Genomic DNA, 15,564 nt, shown 5'->3' on the forward strand with positions numbered 1-15,564 from the left:
CGTGCAGAGCGAAGGGTGAAAAGGGTGCGTGTCACAGCGGTTTAACGGCCCAGGTCAGGCGGTGCGTGCGCAAGAAAAAGCACGCGGTGGACGCCCCGTTGATGAGCGAAGGGGGCAATCGCCGGGCAATGGGTGGAGCCAATGTGATGCGGCGCGAGTGGATGCTAGCGTGCGGGAAGAGCGTGGTCAGCTCGCTCAATGGGATGCCTCTCACGTCCGCGTTGCGGGGGTTGTCGATGGTGAAGTCGTACACCAGCACACCACCACCGGGTGCGACCCATTTCCACATCGTATGCGCCAAGTCTTCGCGAAAAGGCTTGTCCAGCAATGAGCTGAACAGGGTGAACGCGAGAACCGCATCCTGGCTGTTTTTGGGAATTGCTGCGGTGTTGGCGTCCCCTTCCATGATCTGCACCTGTGACGGCAGTGACGCACGGGCCATGGCCGCTCTCTCGGGCATCAATTCGATCCCTGAGAGACAAGAGGGTGTGGCGCCCAGCCTGACCAGATCTTGCAGATTGCCACCGCTTCCGCAGCCAACCTCAAGAACCTGCCGATGCGCCAGGCTATCCCACCCGTGTTTTTGCCAGATATGACCCATCACGCGCACACGTTCTTGCTGCGCTTGAAGCGCCGCTGCGTTGGCATACAGGCTATAGCGCTGCGCGTCGGCGGCGCCATCGCGCCGGGCGTAGCGGGCCTTGATGACTTCGGTCTCTGGCGTGTTCATCGCGTGATTTTGGCAAAGGCAGACGAGGGAGCCTGCGCCCTCACAATGTCCCACAGCCCCCGCCACGTGCCCAGTCCATAGCCCACATGAAAGGCGGCGATCACGGCAGGAAGGCGTGCTACCAGGCGCCAATTGTTTGCAGACCGGGCAGCAGACACTGTTGCAGCAGTGAGATAGAGCGCGTATGCCACTACAAGCGCAGCCAGGGGCCAGACTGACCACCATGCAGCCACTGCGCTACCGACAGCGGTCGCCACAAACAGCGCGGGCACCAGTTGGCGTAGGGAGCCAGGCTGTCCGTGCTTTCGCATCACAAAGGGCCGCCAGTAGCCGTATTGGCGTTGCTGGGCAAACAGATGCCCGAGCGAGTTGCGGGGCTGGTAGCTGGAGCGGATCAGCGGGCTTTGCCAGATTCTGCCGCCGCCCAGGCGCAGCCGCAGGTTGTGCTCGTCATCCTGGTTGCGGACCAGGGACTCGTCAAACAGGCCAAATCGGTCAAACGTGCCGCGCGGCCAGCAGCCCAGGTACACGGTATCCACTGCACCGTCGTATTGGGTGTCTCGCGACAGCGCTCCACCCACCACCCAGCGGTTCTGGAACGCCGCTGCAATGGCGGACCCCGTGGGGCCAGTGCCCACGGCGACCCAGGGGCCGCCCACATTGTCGGCACCGGTGTGTTCAAGAGCGTGAATGCACTGGGCCAGATAGTCGGGCGCAAACTGGCTGTGTACATCCAGCCGGGCGATGACAGAGCCTTGGGCTTTGGCGATGCAAGCGTTCAGCCCCGTTGAAACGATGCGATCCGGGTTGTCGATGGTCACCAGTCTGGGGTCCGCCGCACAGCGCTGAGCCAGGCACTCGCGGGTTCCGTCGTCGCTGCTGCCATCGGCAATGAGCACTTCCATGCACCAGCCTGCGGGCAGCACCTGCTGGAGCACCGAGTCGCAAAATGCGTCGATGTGATGGCGTTCGTTGCGGCAGGGCACGATGACACTGATCAAGGGGGTCAAGTGAGTGGTTCCTGTAGCGTTGGGTGCGAGCTCAATGGACATTCGGCCTGTTCAGCGCGTCAGCGCGCGTTCTTTAACCGCTGATACAGCGCATGCATGCGATCCATCTGAACAGAGCGGTCTCCATCACTGGCAATCCGGGACGCATTCTGCATGCCCACTTGCTCTGCCAGACCGTCGGTGGTGATCAACTTTTTCAAAATGTCGGCCAGCGCACGCGGGTCGCGCGGCGGCACCAGCCATTGTCTGTCGATCCAGTGTGCATTGGCCTGAAGCCGCGTTGCCACCACAGCCAGACCACTGGCCATGCTTTCGAGCATGGCGACCGAAGTGGCATCGCTGGTTGGCACCGAGACGGATACCTTGGCGTTGGACAGTACCCGGGCCATTCCCGCATCGTCCAGGCGGCCATGAAAAACAACGCTCTCCTCCACACCGGAAGACCGAGCCAGATTGCGCAAGGCCTGCTCCATGGACCCGCCGCCCAGCAGATGCAGTCGCACGTCCAGCGGCGCAAGCCGTGTGCGCAGCAAGGCCACAGCGCCCACGATGGTGTCGATGTTGTAGTTGGCCTCCCAGGCGCGCAGGCTAACCAGATCAACCCCGGGTTTTTGGGCCCAGGGCGTTGGGCAAAACCGCGCCCTGTCCACGCCCCAGTGAATCTCATGAACCGGGCAACGCGGATGAAAGTGTTGAGCGGCGGTCACCAGGCTGCCGGAATCGCCCGTGATGAGGTCTGCCTGGCGCAGAATCCAGCCCGTCAACCACCGCATCCACGGGTTGGCCTGGGCGGTAACCAGCAGGTCGCTGCCCCAGGCGGTCATCACCAGAGGATGGCGCCCGCACCGCGCCGCAAGGTAGCCGTAGGACGTGATGTAGTGGGCGTGGAGAATGTCTGGTGCCAACGCGGCAACATGCCTGCGGGCCTCGCCCACACGCAACAGCCACTGCGCAGACCGCCTGACGGGCGTGAGCTCCTTGACCACCACACCGTCGATGACTGCAGGGCGTGCAGTGATCACGGACACGCGGTAATTCCGCGCCAGCATCTCGCGCGCCCAGCGCTGGACATGGGGGCTGGTGGCATCGCCCAGCAGGCAAAGGTGGAGGGGCGTATCAGAGTCGGTCGGCATCAGTCAGCGTTTGAAGTGGAGGCGGGTGGGGCAACGGGTGCGCCGGCCCAGGCTTCGTAGTGCATGCGCAACTCGGGGTGGCGTGCGAGTAGATTCATGTCTTTGGCCCGAACATCACCCACCTGGCGTGCAGGAGAGCCTGCCATGACGGCAAAGTCCGGGACGTCGCCGCGCAACTGCGTGTAGGCGCATACCACCGCTCCTTTCCCCACGCGGGTGCCAGCCTCAATCAGGCTGTGGGGGCCGATGAAGCTGTAGGCTCCGATCTGGATGGGCGCGCTGATGTATCCCGGCTTTTCGCCTGTGTGGTGAACATAGTTGCGCCCTAGCAGGCGTATGGAGCGGTGCGAGCTATGGGTCACGATGCTGACGAAGTTGGTGATCTGCACCCCTTCGCCAATCTGCAGCCCTGCGGTGGCGTCGATGAAGTTGAACTGACCTATGAACACATGGTCCGCCAGCTGCAGACCGTCAACACCCTCAATGCAGGTGCTCGCAGCGATGCGCGTATTGGGCAGGCGCTGCCCGAGGTGGTTGCGCTCGCCAAACACCATGCGATAGAACAGCAGCTGCCAGAGGCGGCGTCGCCAGCGATTAAGCAAGGCTCTCATGGGGAATGTCCTTCCAGTTCGCCAGTGCCCAGAAATAGTAGGCAAAGTAAGCCAGCATGCTGGCGGATACGCCCCAGCCGGCTCCAGCCAAGCCACCCAGAAAAAGCCCAGATAAAAGTCCGGCAAAGAACACGAACTGTCCGATCAATGCCAACCGCAGAGCCCACGCCTGGGCGCGCCACGCCATCGTCACAACGGCAAGGGGAGATGCAATGAAGTGCAGCGCAATGTACAGGGCCGTTGCGCGGGCCAGCATGCCCGCTTCTGTCCATCGTTCACCAAAAGCCCATGCAAAAAGACCAGGGCCCCAAAACAGGAGGACGATGGCCAAGGGGCACGCCAAGCCAGCCAGCACCACCATGGTCTTGCGTACCAGCGCGCGGGCCTCGCTCGCACTCTGCGCTTTCAGGAGGTTGGGGTATAGGGTTTGTGACAGCGCGCCACCGATCAATGTGGCGGGTGCTTTCAGATAGCGCAGCGCCAACGCCCAAAATCCTGCGGCTGCGTCGCCCGTCCATGCAGCGATCAGCACCAGGGTCAGGGTGTCTTGCAAGGCCCCCATGAAGGCGTGGGGGGTGTTGAGCCAGGGAAAGTCTCGATGGCGTTGGGCCATGGCTTTGAGATCTGCCATCGGCTGGTGCCATACCGCCCTCCAGCCCCCGGCCGGGGCGGGGCGGGCCAGGATACATCCTGCTCCCAACGTTGCCGCCATCGCTCCCAGCACCAGCCCGATGGGTCCGGTCGTGAGCGCGCCCAGCAGCAGCTGCAGGATGGCCCCGCCTCCGTGCTGAACAAGCCGTGCTGCAGACAGCAGTCCGAAACGCCGAGACCGTGTGGCCCACATCGTGAGCCACTGCACCGCTCCACCCGCCAGCACAGCGCAGGGCAGGGCCCAGGCGAGTGGCAACTCGTATCCCCAGTGCAGCACCATGCCGACGGCGGCAGATGCTGCAGTCACTGCCAGCAATATGCGCGCGCACAGCGCCATCAGATGGGCGGCGCGTGGCTCGGAGGCTTCCAGCGGTAGCGCGAACTCGTAGCGGGCGCAACCCACCACCGCCATGTTGGTGGCGACCGCCCACAGGAGCGCAAATTGCCCAAAATCCTCCGGCGCATACGTGCGTGTAAGCGCGGGGCCCAGCGCCAGAGGGATAGCGTGAGCGGCCGCACTGCCCGTCAGCAGGGTCAGCGTGGCCCGCAGCATGCCGGGGTTCATGTGGGTGCGTGGGGCTCGGGGTGGTAGCCCGGCACCAGTTGTTGCAGCAGCGCGGTGATGGCGGTGCGATTGCCATCGTTGACAGCGTCTTTCAGTGCATTGAGCTGGTGTTGTAGCTCATGCCATGGAAGGTATTCTTCGCGGGCCCGCAGTATGCGAGGGTGATCGGTCGGCAATGGGTTGTCTCCAATCAAGAGCTCCTCAAAAAGCTTCTCGCCCGGGCGCAGGCCCGTGAAGACGATCTCGATGTCGCCTTCAGGATGTTCTTCATCGCGCAGGGTCAGTCCAGACAGGCCCACCATGCGCCGGGCCAGATCCAGGATTTGAAGCGGCTCCCCCATGTCCAGCAAAAACACATCGCCGCCTTCGGCCATGGCCCCAGCCTGAAGTACGAGTTGGGCCGCTTCTGCAATGGTCATGAAGTAGCGGGTGACATCCGGGTGGGTCACGGTGACGGGGCCGCCCGCCGCGATCTGGCGGCGAAACAGGGGTATCACGCTGCCACTAGAGCCCAGCACGTTGCCAAAGCGCACCATCGACAGCCGTGTTGGACACTTCGGGTGGCGAGGCTGGTGGCTTTCACCAACCGGCGTGGGCATAGATGCCGCAATGGCTTGCAGCACCATTTCAGCCACCCGCTTGGTGGCGCCCATGATGTTGGTGGGCCGCACGGCCTTGTCGGTGGAGATCAGCACGAAATGCTTTGCCCCGTGCTCGATGGCAATACGCACCATGTTGAAGGTGCCAAACACGTTGTTCAGAATGCCCTCACCCGCGTTGGCTTCCACCATCGGCACATGCTTGTATGCGGCTGTGTGGTAGACGGACGCGGGCTGGTATTGCTGAAAAATGTCTTCCATGCGTTTGGCATCTGTCACGCTGGCAAGCAGTGGGACCAGATCGCATTGATGTTCGCCTTGCTGCGCCAGAGATTGCAGCTCGTGGTGAATGGTGTAGAGCGCATATTCGCTGTGATCGACCAGCAACAGTTGCGAGGGCCCCTCGCGTACGATCTGTCGACACAACTCGCTGCCGATACTTCCTCCAGCCCCTGTCACCAGTACCACTGTGTCCGACAGGTTTTTGCCCAGCAATCCGGGGTTGGGGGCTACCGGCTCGCGTCCCAGCAGGTCTTCGATCTCCAGGTCCTGAAAATCGGTGAGGGTCACTCGTCCGCTGGCAAGGTCTGACAGGCCCGGTAGCGTGCGGATGCGTACAGGCAGGGCGCGCAGGCTTTCGATGATCTCCCTCCTGCGCTGGCGTGTGGTGCTGGGAAGGGCCAGCAAAACGTCAGTGATGGAGAGGCGGCGCACGACATCGGGTAAAGCCTGCGTCGCATACACCCGAACGCCATTGATGCTGCGTCCGATCTTGGATACGTCGTCGTCGATGAAGCCTTTGAGTTCGTATTGGCGAATGCTCCCCAGTCCCGCAGCGGTCTGGGCGCCTGCACTGCCGGCACCATAGATCAACAGCCTATACGGTGCATTGCGGTTTCGCCCTGCCAGTGCCAGCCAGCCCAACGCGCGGCTGGCACCTACCAACAGCATGAACAGCAAGGGCTGCAAGATGCCGACACTGCGAGGCACCCCTTCCCACTGCGCAGTGAACAAGCACACCATCAGCAATGCACCGTAGAAGGCGACGGCCTTGCCCGTCGTGATCAGTGCGGTGAGCCCGGTGTAGCGAAAGATGGCGCGATACAGCCCCAGCTTTGCAAAAATGGGAAAAGCCAGGGCGGGTGCCAGCGCATACGCAAGCCACTGCAAGCCGTTCGGCCAATGGGGCGTCTCCAGACGCAGCGTGAAGGCAAGCCACATCGCGACGAGTCCCATGCACACGTCCATCGCTACGACGACCAGGCGTTTTGCCGCGCGCGACCAACCCAAAATGCGACTCAGCATAGGGCTTTGCAACGGCTGTGAAGTAGGTACTGAACGATGGGCTTGCTCATGCTGAGGGAGCAATCCCCGTCCGCTCCAGCACGTCGCCCACCAGCTCAAGCCGCACCAGGGGGTTGTCCAGCTCCATCAGGCGTTGCTTGAGTTCAAGGGGCACCGGCAGCAGTTCGCACCATCGGTTGGCGACCCAGCCGCAGTCGTCGAGCTGTGCTGCGGTGGGTTCTGGCGCAATGTGGGCATCCGGGTCACGCTGGCGCAGTGTGTGCAGTACCTGCGCCAATGCGGTGGCGGTATTCTTCAGGTCGGCGGGAATGGGGACCGTCAGATCCTCGTCGAGGTGCCCCACATCGGCAATCCACAGCCCATGCGGCAGGTGGCTGCGCTGGGCGATGCGAAAGCGCCGGCTGCCGCGGCACAGCAGCGTGATCAGGCCGGGCTGGGGGGTGTCAAGCTGTTCGATGACGGCCAGGGTGCCGACGTCGTTGAACTGTTCGTCTGGTGCCCCCGCCTTGCGCACTTCACGGCCTTGGGTCAGTGCTACGACGCCGAAGGGCGCGCCTGCCTGGTGGCATTTGCGCACCATGTCGAGGTAGCGCACCTCAAACACGCGCAGCGCCAGCAGGCCGCCGGGGAACAGCACGGAGCCGAGGGGAAAAAGAGGCAGGGATGACAGGGTGAGGGGTTGTGTCATGAAGAGTGCGATGCCTTGGCCCGCTATCATCCCACGACGTAGCCCGCTTTCGCAGCGCCCCTCTTGCTTTTGTCACATCCATGCTCTACCAGATCGCCTCATTCCTGCTTGACGTTATCGGTGGCCTGCTCACGGGGGCATGTCTTTTGCGTCTGTACATGCAGTGGCAGCGTATCTCGTTTTCAAACCCCATTGGCGGGCTGGTTTTTGCGTTGACGGACTGGCTGATCCTGCCGCTGCGCCGGGTGATTCGGCCCGTGGGGCGGTGGGATATGTCGAGCCTTGTGGCCGCCATGTTGTTGCAACTCGCGCAGTATTTTTTGCTGACGCTGCTGTTAGGTGCCGCGTCCGCATGGGCCTGGTTGCCGTGGTTGGCTTTGTTTGGCCTGGCGCGTGTCGCGGTGTCTGGACTGATCGGTTTGCTGATCGTCTACGCCGTGATGTCGTGGGTTCAGGCGCGGTCGCCACTGGCTGATGTGATTGCCCGACTGTGCGAGCCCATCCTGCGGCCGTTTCGCCGCATCATTCCTCTGGTGGGGGGCTTTGACCTGTCACCGCTGGCGGTGCTGGTCTTGCTGCAGGTCGCGATGATTGTGCTGGGCCACTTGCAGGCCAGCGTCATGCGTTGACTTCAGAATATCAGTCAAATTGGCCTCTAGCGCTTATCCAATAAGCGCTAACAGCTATCAAAATCGTAGTGTTTAGTGCCGGTTTGACCAATGCCGCTTGGGATGGATGTTGGTCGCGCGGCAGCTTGGTTTACATCACCGCGTCGGCTGGCAGGCGTTGCAGCATGGCCAGGCTGCTCGCTACCGTATTGCGCAGCTCTCGGCGATCGCAGATGAAGTCCACGGCGCCCTTGGTCTGCAAGAACTCGGCACGCTGAAACCCCTCTGGCAGCGTCACGCGCACGGTGGATTCGATCACGCGGGGGCCCGCAAAGCCGATCAGCGCCTTGGGCTCGGCAATCACGATGTCACCCACAAACGCAAAGCCGGCGCTCACGCCGCCCATGGTGGGGTCGGTGAGCACGCTGATGTAGGGCAGGCCTTTCTTAGCCAGGCGGGTCAGCGCTGCGTTGGTTTTTGCCATCTGCATCAGGGACAGCAGGCCTTCCTGCATGCGTGCGCCGCCGGTGGCGGTAAAGCAGATGAAGGGCACCTTCTGTTCGATGGCGGTTTCGACGCCGCGCACAAAGCGCTCGCCGACCACGGAGCCCATGGAGCCGCCCATGAAATCAAATTCAAAACATGCTGCCACCACGTTGATGCTCTTGACCGCACCGCCCATGACGATCAGGGCATCGGTCTCGCCGGTGTTTTCCAGCGCTTCCTTCAGGCGTTCGGGGTATTTGCGGCTGTCCTTGAACTTGAGGGCGTCTACCGGCAGCACTTCCTGGCCAATTTCGTAACGGCCTTCAGCGTCCAGAAACGAATCCAGCCGTGCCCGCGCGCCAATGCGGTGGTGGTGGCTGCAGGTGGGGCACACATTCTGGTTGTGCTCCAGATCTGCCTTGTAGAGCACCGTTTCGCAGCTCGGGCACTTGATCCACAGCCCTTCGGGCACCTGGCGGCGCTCGGTGGGGTCGGTTTGCTGGATTTTGGCGGGCAGAAGTTTTTCGAGCCAGGACATGGTGGTTTCCTCTCAGTGGCGCGGCTTGCTTGCGTGCGGGTAACCGTTCGCGGGCAGGCCGGGTGTGAAATCTGTTGGCGCACCCCGGAGGGCGCGCCGGACTGCATTATGCGTCGAGTGCCTTGCGGATACCGCGCAGGAAGTCGATCGTGATGGGCACCACTTTAGCGTGCTCCTGGTCTTCGATGAGCTGGATGATGCGGCTGCCGATGACCACCGCATCGGCCACCTTGCCGATCGCTTGCGCGGTGGCCGCGTCGCGGATGCCAAACCCCACACCCACAGGGATGTGCACATGCTGGCGGATGCGGGGCAGCATCTGTTCCACCGCAGAGGTGTCGAGAATGCCCGACCCGGTCACGCCTTTGAGCGACACGTAGTACACATAGCCGCTGGCCACGCGTGCCACCTGGGCCATCCGGTCATCGGTGCTGGTGGGTGCCAGCAGGAAGATCAGGTCCATGCCGTGCTCGCGCAGGTTGGCGGCAAAGGCTTCGCATTCTTCCGGTGGGTAGTCCACGATGAGCACACCATCCACACCGGCCGCAGCGGCGTCGCGCACAAAGGCGCCTTCGCTGTGAATCTGGTCGTAGCGCTCCACCGGGTTGGCATAGCCCATCAGCACAACGGGCGTGGTGCTGTTGCGCTTGCGGAAGTCGCGCACGTGGTCCAACACCTGCACCATGCCGACGCCCAGCCCCAAGGCCTTTTCGCCCGCTTTCTGAATCACGGGGCCATCGGCCATGGGGTCGGAGAAAGGCACGCCCAGCTCGATGATGTCGGCGCCCGCGTCCACCATGCCGTGCATGAGGGCGGGGGTGATGTCGGCAAACGGAAAACCGGCAGTCACATAAGGAATCAGCGCCTTGCGGCCCTGGGCCTTGAGGGCCGAGAAGGTGGATTCGATGCGGCTCATTTGACCACCTTGATGGATTGCTCTCCGCCTTTGACGGACTGCCCCTGGCAGCTCGGGCGGCAGTAAAAGTCGGCGCCGCTCAGGTCGGCCACGGTGCCGATGTCCTTGTCGCCACGGCCGGAGAGGTTGACAAGAATGGACTGGTCTGCACGCATGGTCTTGGCGAGCTTCATGGCGTAGGCCACAGCGTGGCTGGATTCGAGGGCCGGGATGATGCCCTCCGTACGGCACAGGTAGTGGAACGCGTCGAGCGCTTCCTTGTCGGTGATGCCGACATATTCAGCACGTCCGATCTCTTGCAACCAAGCGTGCTCCGGCCCCACGCCGGGGTAGTCCAGGCCCGCGCTGATGCTGTGCGTTTCGGTGATCTGGCCGTTGGTGTCCTGCAGGATGAAGGTGCGGTTGCCATGCAGCACGCCCGCGCTGCCTTTTTGCAAGGACGCCGAGTGTTTGCCCGACTCCAGCCCTTCGCCCGCAGCTTCCACACCGATCAGGCGCGTTTTTTCGAACGGAATGTAGGGGTGGAAGATGCCCATGGCATTGCTGCCACCACCTACGCAGGCAATGACTGCGTCAGGCTGCTGGCCCAGCACCTTCTGCTCGGCCAGCATGGGGGGCAGTTGCTCGATGCACTCCTTGCCAATCACGCTCTGGAAGTCGCGCACCATCATCGGGTAGGGGTGCGGGCCCGCCACCGTACCGATGATGTAGAACGTGTTGTCCACATTGGCCACCCAGTCGCGCATGGCTTCGTTGAGGGCATCCTTCAGCGTCTTGCTGCCGCTGTCGACTGGCACCACGGTGGCACCGAGCAGTTTCATGCGGTACACGTTGGGGCTTTGCCGCTTGACGTCTTCTGAGCCCATGTACACCACGCATTCCAGCCCATAGCGTGCGCAGATAGTGGCCGTGGCCACGCCGTGCTGGCCAGCGCCAGTCTCGGCAATCACGCGGGGCTTGCCCATGCGTTTGGCCAGCATGGCCTGGCCGATCACGTTGTTGATCTTGTGGGCGCCGGTGTGGTTGAGGTCTTCGCGCTTGAGGTAAATCTGCGCGCCGCCCATCTCGCGGCTGGTGCGTGCCGCGTGGTACACGGGCGAGGGGCGGCCGACAAAGTGCTTGAGCTCGTAGTTGAACTCTGCCAAAAACGCGGGGTCGTGCTGGTAGCGAGCGTATGCGTCGCGCAGCTCCTGGATGGCGTGAGTCAGGGTCTCACTGACAAAACTGCCACCGTAAGAGCCGAAGTGGCCTGACGAATCAGGTTGCTGATAGGAATTCATGAGGATTCTTTGCAAGTTGTGCATCGGCCGCACGCACGGCGGCTACGAAGCGTTGAATTTTTTCGGCGTCCTTGATGCCCTTGATGGGTTTGCCATCAGGGCCATCGGCCTCGACGCCGGAGCTGACATCAACCGCCAGCGTGTGGCAACGCGGGCGGACTTGCAAAATGCCATCGATCACGTTTGCAGGCGTGAGTCCACCAGACAAAACGAGGTGAGAGTCGACGCTTGGTGGAAGGAGTGACCAATTGAAAGCCTTACCGCCTCCGCCAAATCCTTCGACGTGGGCGTCGAGCAGGATGGCCTGGGCGTGGGAGTAATCGAAGGAGTATTTTACGAGGTCAAACTGGGCCGCACCGTCATCAAGGGGAATACGTGCTGCTCGCAGATACGCGCGCGCACCGCCACCGGTGGCGTCCAGACAGTCCTGGGGTGACTCATCGCCATGAAATTGGATGATAGCGCCTGGTAAAAAAGCGCTGGCAGCTATCACATTCATAGCGGTTTCGTTCACAACGAGCAAGACGGGTGTGACAAACGGCGGAAGGCGCTTTGCCAGCTGAGCAGCGCGCTCGGGCGTGACCGCACGTGGACTGGGTGCGTACAGCACGAATCCGACCGCATCGGCGCCCGCCGCCACGGCGGCGTCCACGTCCTCTTCGCGGGTCAGGCCGCAGATCTTGATGCGGGTGCGCGATGGGGGGAGCGTAAGGGCGGTTTGATTTGCTTTCATGGCAGCCAATCATACGCAGCCGTGCGCTGGGGCAGGCCCCAGGTGGCGTCGTAGACCGGGCCTTGAAAATACAGTCCATCCGGAGAAAACGTTGGCGCCGCGACTTTGCGGGACCTGGCCTCCAGCACCTGCTGCACCCATTGGGGCGGCTGGTCACCCTGGCCCACGGCAATCAGGCAGCCCATGATGTTGCGGATCATGTGGTGCAGGAAAGCGTTGGCTTCAAACTCAAAACGCCAATAGCAGGGGCTCCAGCCCAATTCGGGGTGGGGGGCGCTCAAGCCGCGACGCGAGATGTCGATGCGCCGCAGTGTCTTGATGGGCGACTTGGCCTGGCAGGCAGACGCGCGAAATGAGGTGAAGTCATGTTCGCCCAGAAGGTGGTCTGCCGCGCGCCGCATGGCGTCATGGTCCAAGGGGCGGAACACCCAGCCTACACGCCCCGCATCCACACTGGGTCGCACGGGCGATTGCAGCAGCACATAGGCATAACGCCGCGCCACGGCGCTGGCACGGGCATGAAAACTGTCGGGCACGGGTTGCGCCCACTGCACCGCAATGTCGGTGGGTAAAAACGTGTTGGTTCCGCGCACCCAAGAGGATGCGGGGCGATCCAGGGGTGTGTCGAAGTGCACCACCTGCATCAGACCATGCACTCCGGCATCGGTGCGGCCTGCGCACAAGGTGCTGACGGGGTGCGTAGCAAAGCGGCCCAGGGCCGCTTCGAGTTTGTCTTGGATGGTGTTGCCGGACAGCTGGCTTTGCCAGCCGCTATAGGCCTGCCCGTTGTAGCTGACACCCAGCGCCACCCGTGTCATCGGTTGGCCTGGAGGGTGAGCGGGTGAAGAAGAGGCAGGCGAGGCTGCTGCATCAACCCAGTTCAGCCAGCATGCGCTGAGCGCGCGTCTTGAGCGCGCCGCTGGACTCTGCAACCACTTCTTCGATCAGGGTGCGGGCGCCGTCCGTGTCGCCAATGGCGTTGAACTCCTCGGCCAACGCCAGCTTGGTGGCCAGCGGGTCGTCTTGCGCCGCTGCAGAGCCGTCGTCTGCGAAATCAGATGCTGCATCCGCTGGCACTGGTGCCTTGGCTGCAGGCGCGGCCATGGGTTTGGTCGGTGCGTTCAGGTCCAGAGACAGCTCGCCCAGGTCAAATTCCATGGGGCCGGAGTCCTGGGCGTCGCCTGACAAGGGCATGGGGCCCGAAGGCGCCATGCTCAGATCATCGGTTGGGAAGTCCAGATTAGCCACCGGTGGCGGCGCCATCATGGGGCTGGGTGCCGTGTCTTGCGCGTTCCACGGAGTGGGCGCGGACGCCTGCGGCAGGTCGGGCAGGTCCAGTTCTGGGCGCAGTGTCTGAGGCTCGTCGGCGTCATCTGCTGCGCGGCGGGTACTGGCAGCGGCTGCCGCTGCGGCTGCGAAACCGCCGGGTGCTGCAGGGGGCGCGTCCGTCAAGGCGTCGTCAGGCAGGTCCAGATCCAGATCCAGGTCAAGATCGGGCGGCAAAGTGGCCGCAGTGCCTGCGCCCGCACCTGTGAAGGTGCTGGGGAAGCCGCCTGGTGGCAACGATGGGGATTCGTCTTCGCCCAAACCGGGGCGACCACCGGGCTGGTACAGGCGGTTGTCGGGGTCCAGGTCGCGCCCGAGTTCGGCAATACGTGCCCAGTCAGGGCCTTCGCCCTGGGTGAGCTTGAACACGTCGCCAGCCACGGCCTCCAGGGCCTTGCGGTCCTGGCGCTTGGCGTAGATCTCGCCCAGCTTCACGTGTACGGAGACACGTCCGGGGTTGTGGCGAATGGCTTCCTTCAGGATTTCTTCAGCCTGCAGGTCACGGCCATAGGCCAAGTACACATCGGCCTCGGCCACGGGGTCAACATCGCCGCCGGCATCCAGCTGGCTGGGGGAGTACGCCATCGACGAACCGGTGGTCATCTCGCTGTTGGCCGTGTCCACGCGCTGGCCGCCGCTGGCGCCGAAGAACGAATCGGGCTGAATGCGGCTTTCCAAGAACGAGCTGTCCACGCCACCATTTTGGCGACGGCGCTGGACCACGCGGTAGGCGCCATAGCCCAGCAACAGGGCAAGCAGCCCGCCACCGGCAAGCGGCAACACGGGGTCGTCCATCAGGCCCGCAAGGAACCCAGGCTCTTCTGCCGGGGCCGGTGCGGGTGCTGGCACAGGCATAGGAGCTGGTGCTTCGGCTGGTGCGGAGGCGGGTTCGGAAGCGGCTTCAGCAGGCACGGCGGCATCGGTGGGCGCACTGGCGGCAGCCGCCTCTGATGCGGGAGCTTCCGGCACTGCGGGCGTTGCTGGCACGGTGGGCGTTTGCACGGCCACGCCACCTGCAGCACTGGCTGCGCCTACAGCAGCAGGAGCTGCGCCGCCGGACGGCGCCGATGCAGTGCCCAGCTTGTTCAGGTCGGTGATGTTTTTGGACAGCTCGGCCATCCGCGTCGCCGCTTCGGCGGCTTGCTTGTCCTTGGCGACCTGGTCTTCGGCGGCCTTTTGGCCAGCCACAGAGCCCTTGGACAACGTTAGTTTGTCTGGCGCGGTCGTGGCGGGTTTCCTGTCCTCCACCCGGGTTTGCACCGTGCCGGTGGCTGAGCGCTGTGCGGCTGCCACCTCGGTAGATGGAGCAGCACCAGCGAGCTTGCGACGGAATTCGTTGAAATCGCGTGCCTGGGCCGCCAGAATCTGGCGCGCTTCTGGTGCAGGTGTGGCTTGCGCAGCAGCCTGGTCTGGCATCTGCAGCACGGCGCCCGCCTTCAGGCGGTTGACGTTTCCTTGGATGAAGGCATCGGGGTTGGCGCGCATCATGGCAACCAGCATCTGGTCGAGAGACACGCTGGCAGGGCGATAGGCGTTGGCAATACGGCCTGCTGTATCACCCGCTGCCACTGTCACCCCATCGGCGGGTACTGTGCGCGGGGCCGCTGCCGGACGGGGCGCTGCCGGTGCCGCCGCCACGTCGCTGCTGCGCGGCGCAGCAGGTGCGCGCACTGCTGCGCTTTGTTGTGCTGGCGGAGATGAAATCTGCGGCGATGCTGTAACCGCGGGTGCCTGGCGGCGCAGCGTTGGCGGGTCAAACAGCATGGTGTAGCTGCGCACGATGCGGCCCGTACCCCAGTTGGCGTCCAGCACCAAGTCGAGGAAGGGCTCATTGACGGGGCGATCGCTCGACAGGCGCAGTACAGCGGTGCCGTCGGGGCGGCGCTGCAGTTGGATCTGCAAATTGTTCATCGTCGGCGTGAACTCCATGCCCTGCGCACGGAAGACTTCCGGAGATGCGGTGGTCGCCCGCAGGGTGTCGGCCTCGGCCGGGGTGATCTGGGGGAGGTCGATCTCGGCGCGCAAGGGCTCGCCCAAAGCAGATTGCACCGTGATGCGACCCAGGGCCAAAGCGGCTGCGTCTCCAGCGTAAAAGCCTGCGGACGCAACGGCCGCAGCCGCCAGGACAGAAAATTTCCAACGATGCATGTTTGCCAACAGATTAGGTTTTTTTGCGGCTCGGACGAGCGGTGCTTTTTTTCTCATGGTCTGGTCCCGCCCCGGCGCGTGAAAATATGTAAAAAGCACCATAGCATCAATGTTTTGCACTGACAAGCTGAGGTGGCGCCGAAGCTTTGCGCGGGGTGCTGACGCCCCAACTTGGGGCATATACATGTTGCCAATTGCCAACGACCCGTAACCGGGTGTGTCCAGACGTTGGTTGCA

The 15,564-nt window shown here is 63.2% G+C and carries 14 protein-coding genes; 1 reads left to right on the forward strand and 13 read right to left on the reverse strand.

Annotation, left to right across the window (positions count from 1 at the left end; genetic code table 11):
• Positions 1 to 31 precede the first annotated feature (31 nt).
• From ACK4OE_RS12945 to ACK4OE_RS12975, 7 genes are read right to left on the reverse strand one after another with little or no spacing between them, the layout of a single operon-like run.
• Positions 32 to 730: a class I SAM-dependent methyltransferase gene (locus ACK4OE_RS12945; RefSeq protein ID WP_409885218.1), complete on the reverse strand. Its 699-nt coding sequence runs from the start codon at positions 728 to 730 to the stop codon at positions 32 to 34.
• Positions 727 to 1,740: a glycosyltransferase family 2 protein gene (locus ACK4OE_RS12950; protein ID WP_409885219.1), complete on the reverse strand. Its 1,014-nt coding sequence runs from the start codon at positions 1,738 to 1,740 to the stop codon at positions 727 to 729. The genes ACK4OE_RS12945 and ACK4OE_RS12950 overlap by 4 nt, the downstream gene beginning before the upstream one ends.
• Positions 1,741 to 1,799: 59 nt before the next feature.
• On the reverse strand, positions 1,800 to 2,873 hold the full coding sequence (locus tag ACK4OE_RS12955; RefSeq protein ID WP_409885220.1) for a glycosyltransferase: 1,074 nt from the start codon (positions 2,871 to 2,873) through the stop codon (positions 1,800 to 1,802).
• Positions 2,873 to 3,484 (reverse strand): acyltransferase, encoded by a 612-nt coding sequence (locus tag ACK4OE_RS12960; protein ID WP_409885221.1) that lies wholly within the window; start codon positions 3,482 to 3,484, stop codon positions 2,873 to 2,875. The genes ACK4OE_RS12955 and ACK4OE_RS12960 overlap by 1 nt, the downstream gene beginning before the upstream one ends.
• On the reverse strand, positions 3,468 to 4,700 hold the full coding sequence (locus ACK4OE_RS12965) for a lipopolysaccharide biosynthesis protein (protein WP_409885222.1): 1,233 nt from the start codon (positions 4,698 to 4,700) through the stop codon (positions 3,468 to 3,470). The genes ACK4OE_RS12960 and ACK4OE_RS12965 overlap by 17 nt, the downstream gene beginning before the upstream one ends.
• The gene (locus ACK4OE_RS12970; protein WP_409885223.1) at positions 4,697 to 6,604 is read right to left on the reverse strand and encodes a polysaccharide biosynthesis protein; all 1,908 of its coding nucleotides are present in this window, start codon (positions 6,602 to 6,604) and stop codon (positions 4,697 to 4,699) included. The genes ACK4OE_RS12965 and ACK4OE_RS12970 overlap by 4 nt, the downstream gene beginning before the upstream one ends.
• Positions 6,605 to 6,650: 46 nt before the next feature.
• On the reverse strand, positions 6,651 to 7,292 hold the full coding sequence (locus tag ACK4OE_RS12975) for an LON peptidase substrate-binding domain-containing protein (RefSeq protein WP_409885224.1): 642 nt from the start codon (positions 7,290 to 7,292) through the stop codon (positions 6,651 to 6,653).
• 80 nt (positions 7,293 to 7,372) lie between these two features.
• On the opposite strand from ACK4OE_RS12975, the gene ACK4OE_RS12980 reads away from it, so the two are divergent.
• Positions 7,373 to 7,921, forward strand: coding sequence for a YggT family protein (locus ACK4OE_RS12980; RefSeq protein WP_409885225.1), 549 nt, complete (start codon positions 7,373 to 7,375; stop codon positions 7,919 to 7,921).
• A gap of 130 nt (positions 7,922 to 8,051) precedes the next feature.
• Here the strand turns inward: ACK4OE_RS12980 and accD are convergent, their stop codons facing one another.
• The 6 genes from accD to ACK4OE_RS13010 form a co-directional block, all read right to left on the reverse strand.
• Complete coding sequence (gene accD / locus ACK4OE_RS12985) at positions 8,052 to 8,924, reverse strand: acetyl-CoA carboxylase, carboxyltransferase subunit beta (protein ID WP_409885226.1); 873 nt, start codon at positions 8,922 to 8,924, stop codon at positions 8,052 to 8,054.
• 106 nt (positions 8,925 to 9,030) lie between these two features.
• Positions 9,031 to 9,840, reverse strand: a complete 810-nt coding sequence (trpA, locus tag ACK4OE_RS12990) for a tryptophan synthase subunit alpha (RefSeq protein ID WP_409885227.1) — start codon at positions 9,838 to 9,840, stop codon at positions 9,031 to 9,033.
• Complete coding sequence (gene trpB, locus ACK4OE_RS12995; RefSeq protein WP_409885228.1) at positions 9,837 to 11,120, reverse strand: tryptophan synthase subunit beta; 1,284 nt, start codon at positions 11,118 to 11,120, stop codon at positions 9,837 to 9,839. Before trpB ends, trpA begins: the two co-directional genes overlap by 4 nt.
• Positions 11,098 to 11,853, reverse strand: coding sequence for a phosphoribosylanthranilate isomerase (locus tag ACK4OE_RS13000; RefSeq protein ID WP_409885232.1), 756 nt, complete (start codon positions 11,851 to 11,853; stop codon positions 11,098 to 11,100). The genes trpB and ACK4OE_RS13000 overlap by 23 nt, the downstream gene beginning before the upstream one ends.
• The gene (truA, locus tag ACK4OE_RS13005; RefSeq protein ID WP_409885229.1) at positions 11,850 to 12,671 is read right to left on the reverse strand and encodes a tRNA pseudouridine(38-40) synthase TruA; all 822 of its coding nucleotides are present in this window, start codon (positions 12,669 to 12,671) and stop codon (positions 11,850 to 11,852) included. Before truA ends, ACK4OE_RS13000 begins: the two co-directional genes overlap by 4 nt.
• A 52-nt stretch (positions 12,672 to 12,723) precedes the next feature.
• Entirely contained in the window at positions 12,724 to 15,327 is a 2,604-nt protein-coding gene (locus ACK4OE_RS13010) for a FimV/HubP family polar landmark protein (protein WP_409885230.1), read from the reverse strand.
• Between the last annotated feature and the right edge of the window lie 237 nt (positions 15,328 to 15,564).

The sequence above is a fragment of the Acidovorax sp. genome (genome assembly GCF_046314175.1).
Taxonomy (GTDB): domain Bacteria; phylum Pseudomonadota; class Gammaproteobacteria; order Burkholderiales; family Burkholderiaceae_C; genus Acidovorax.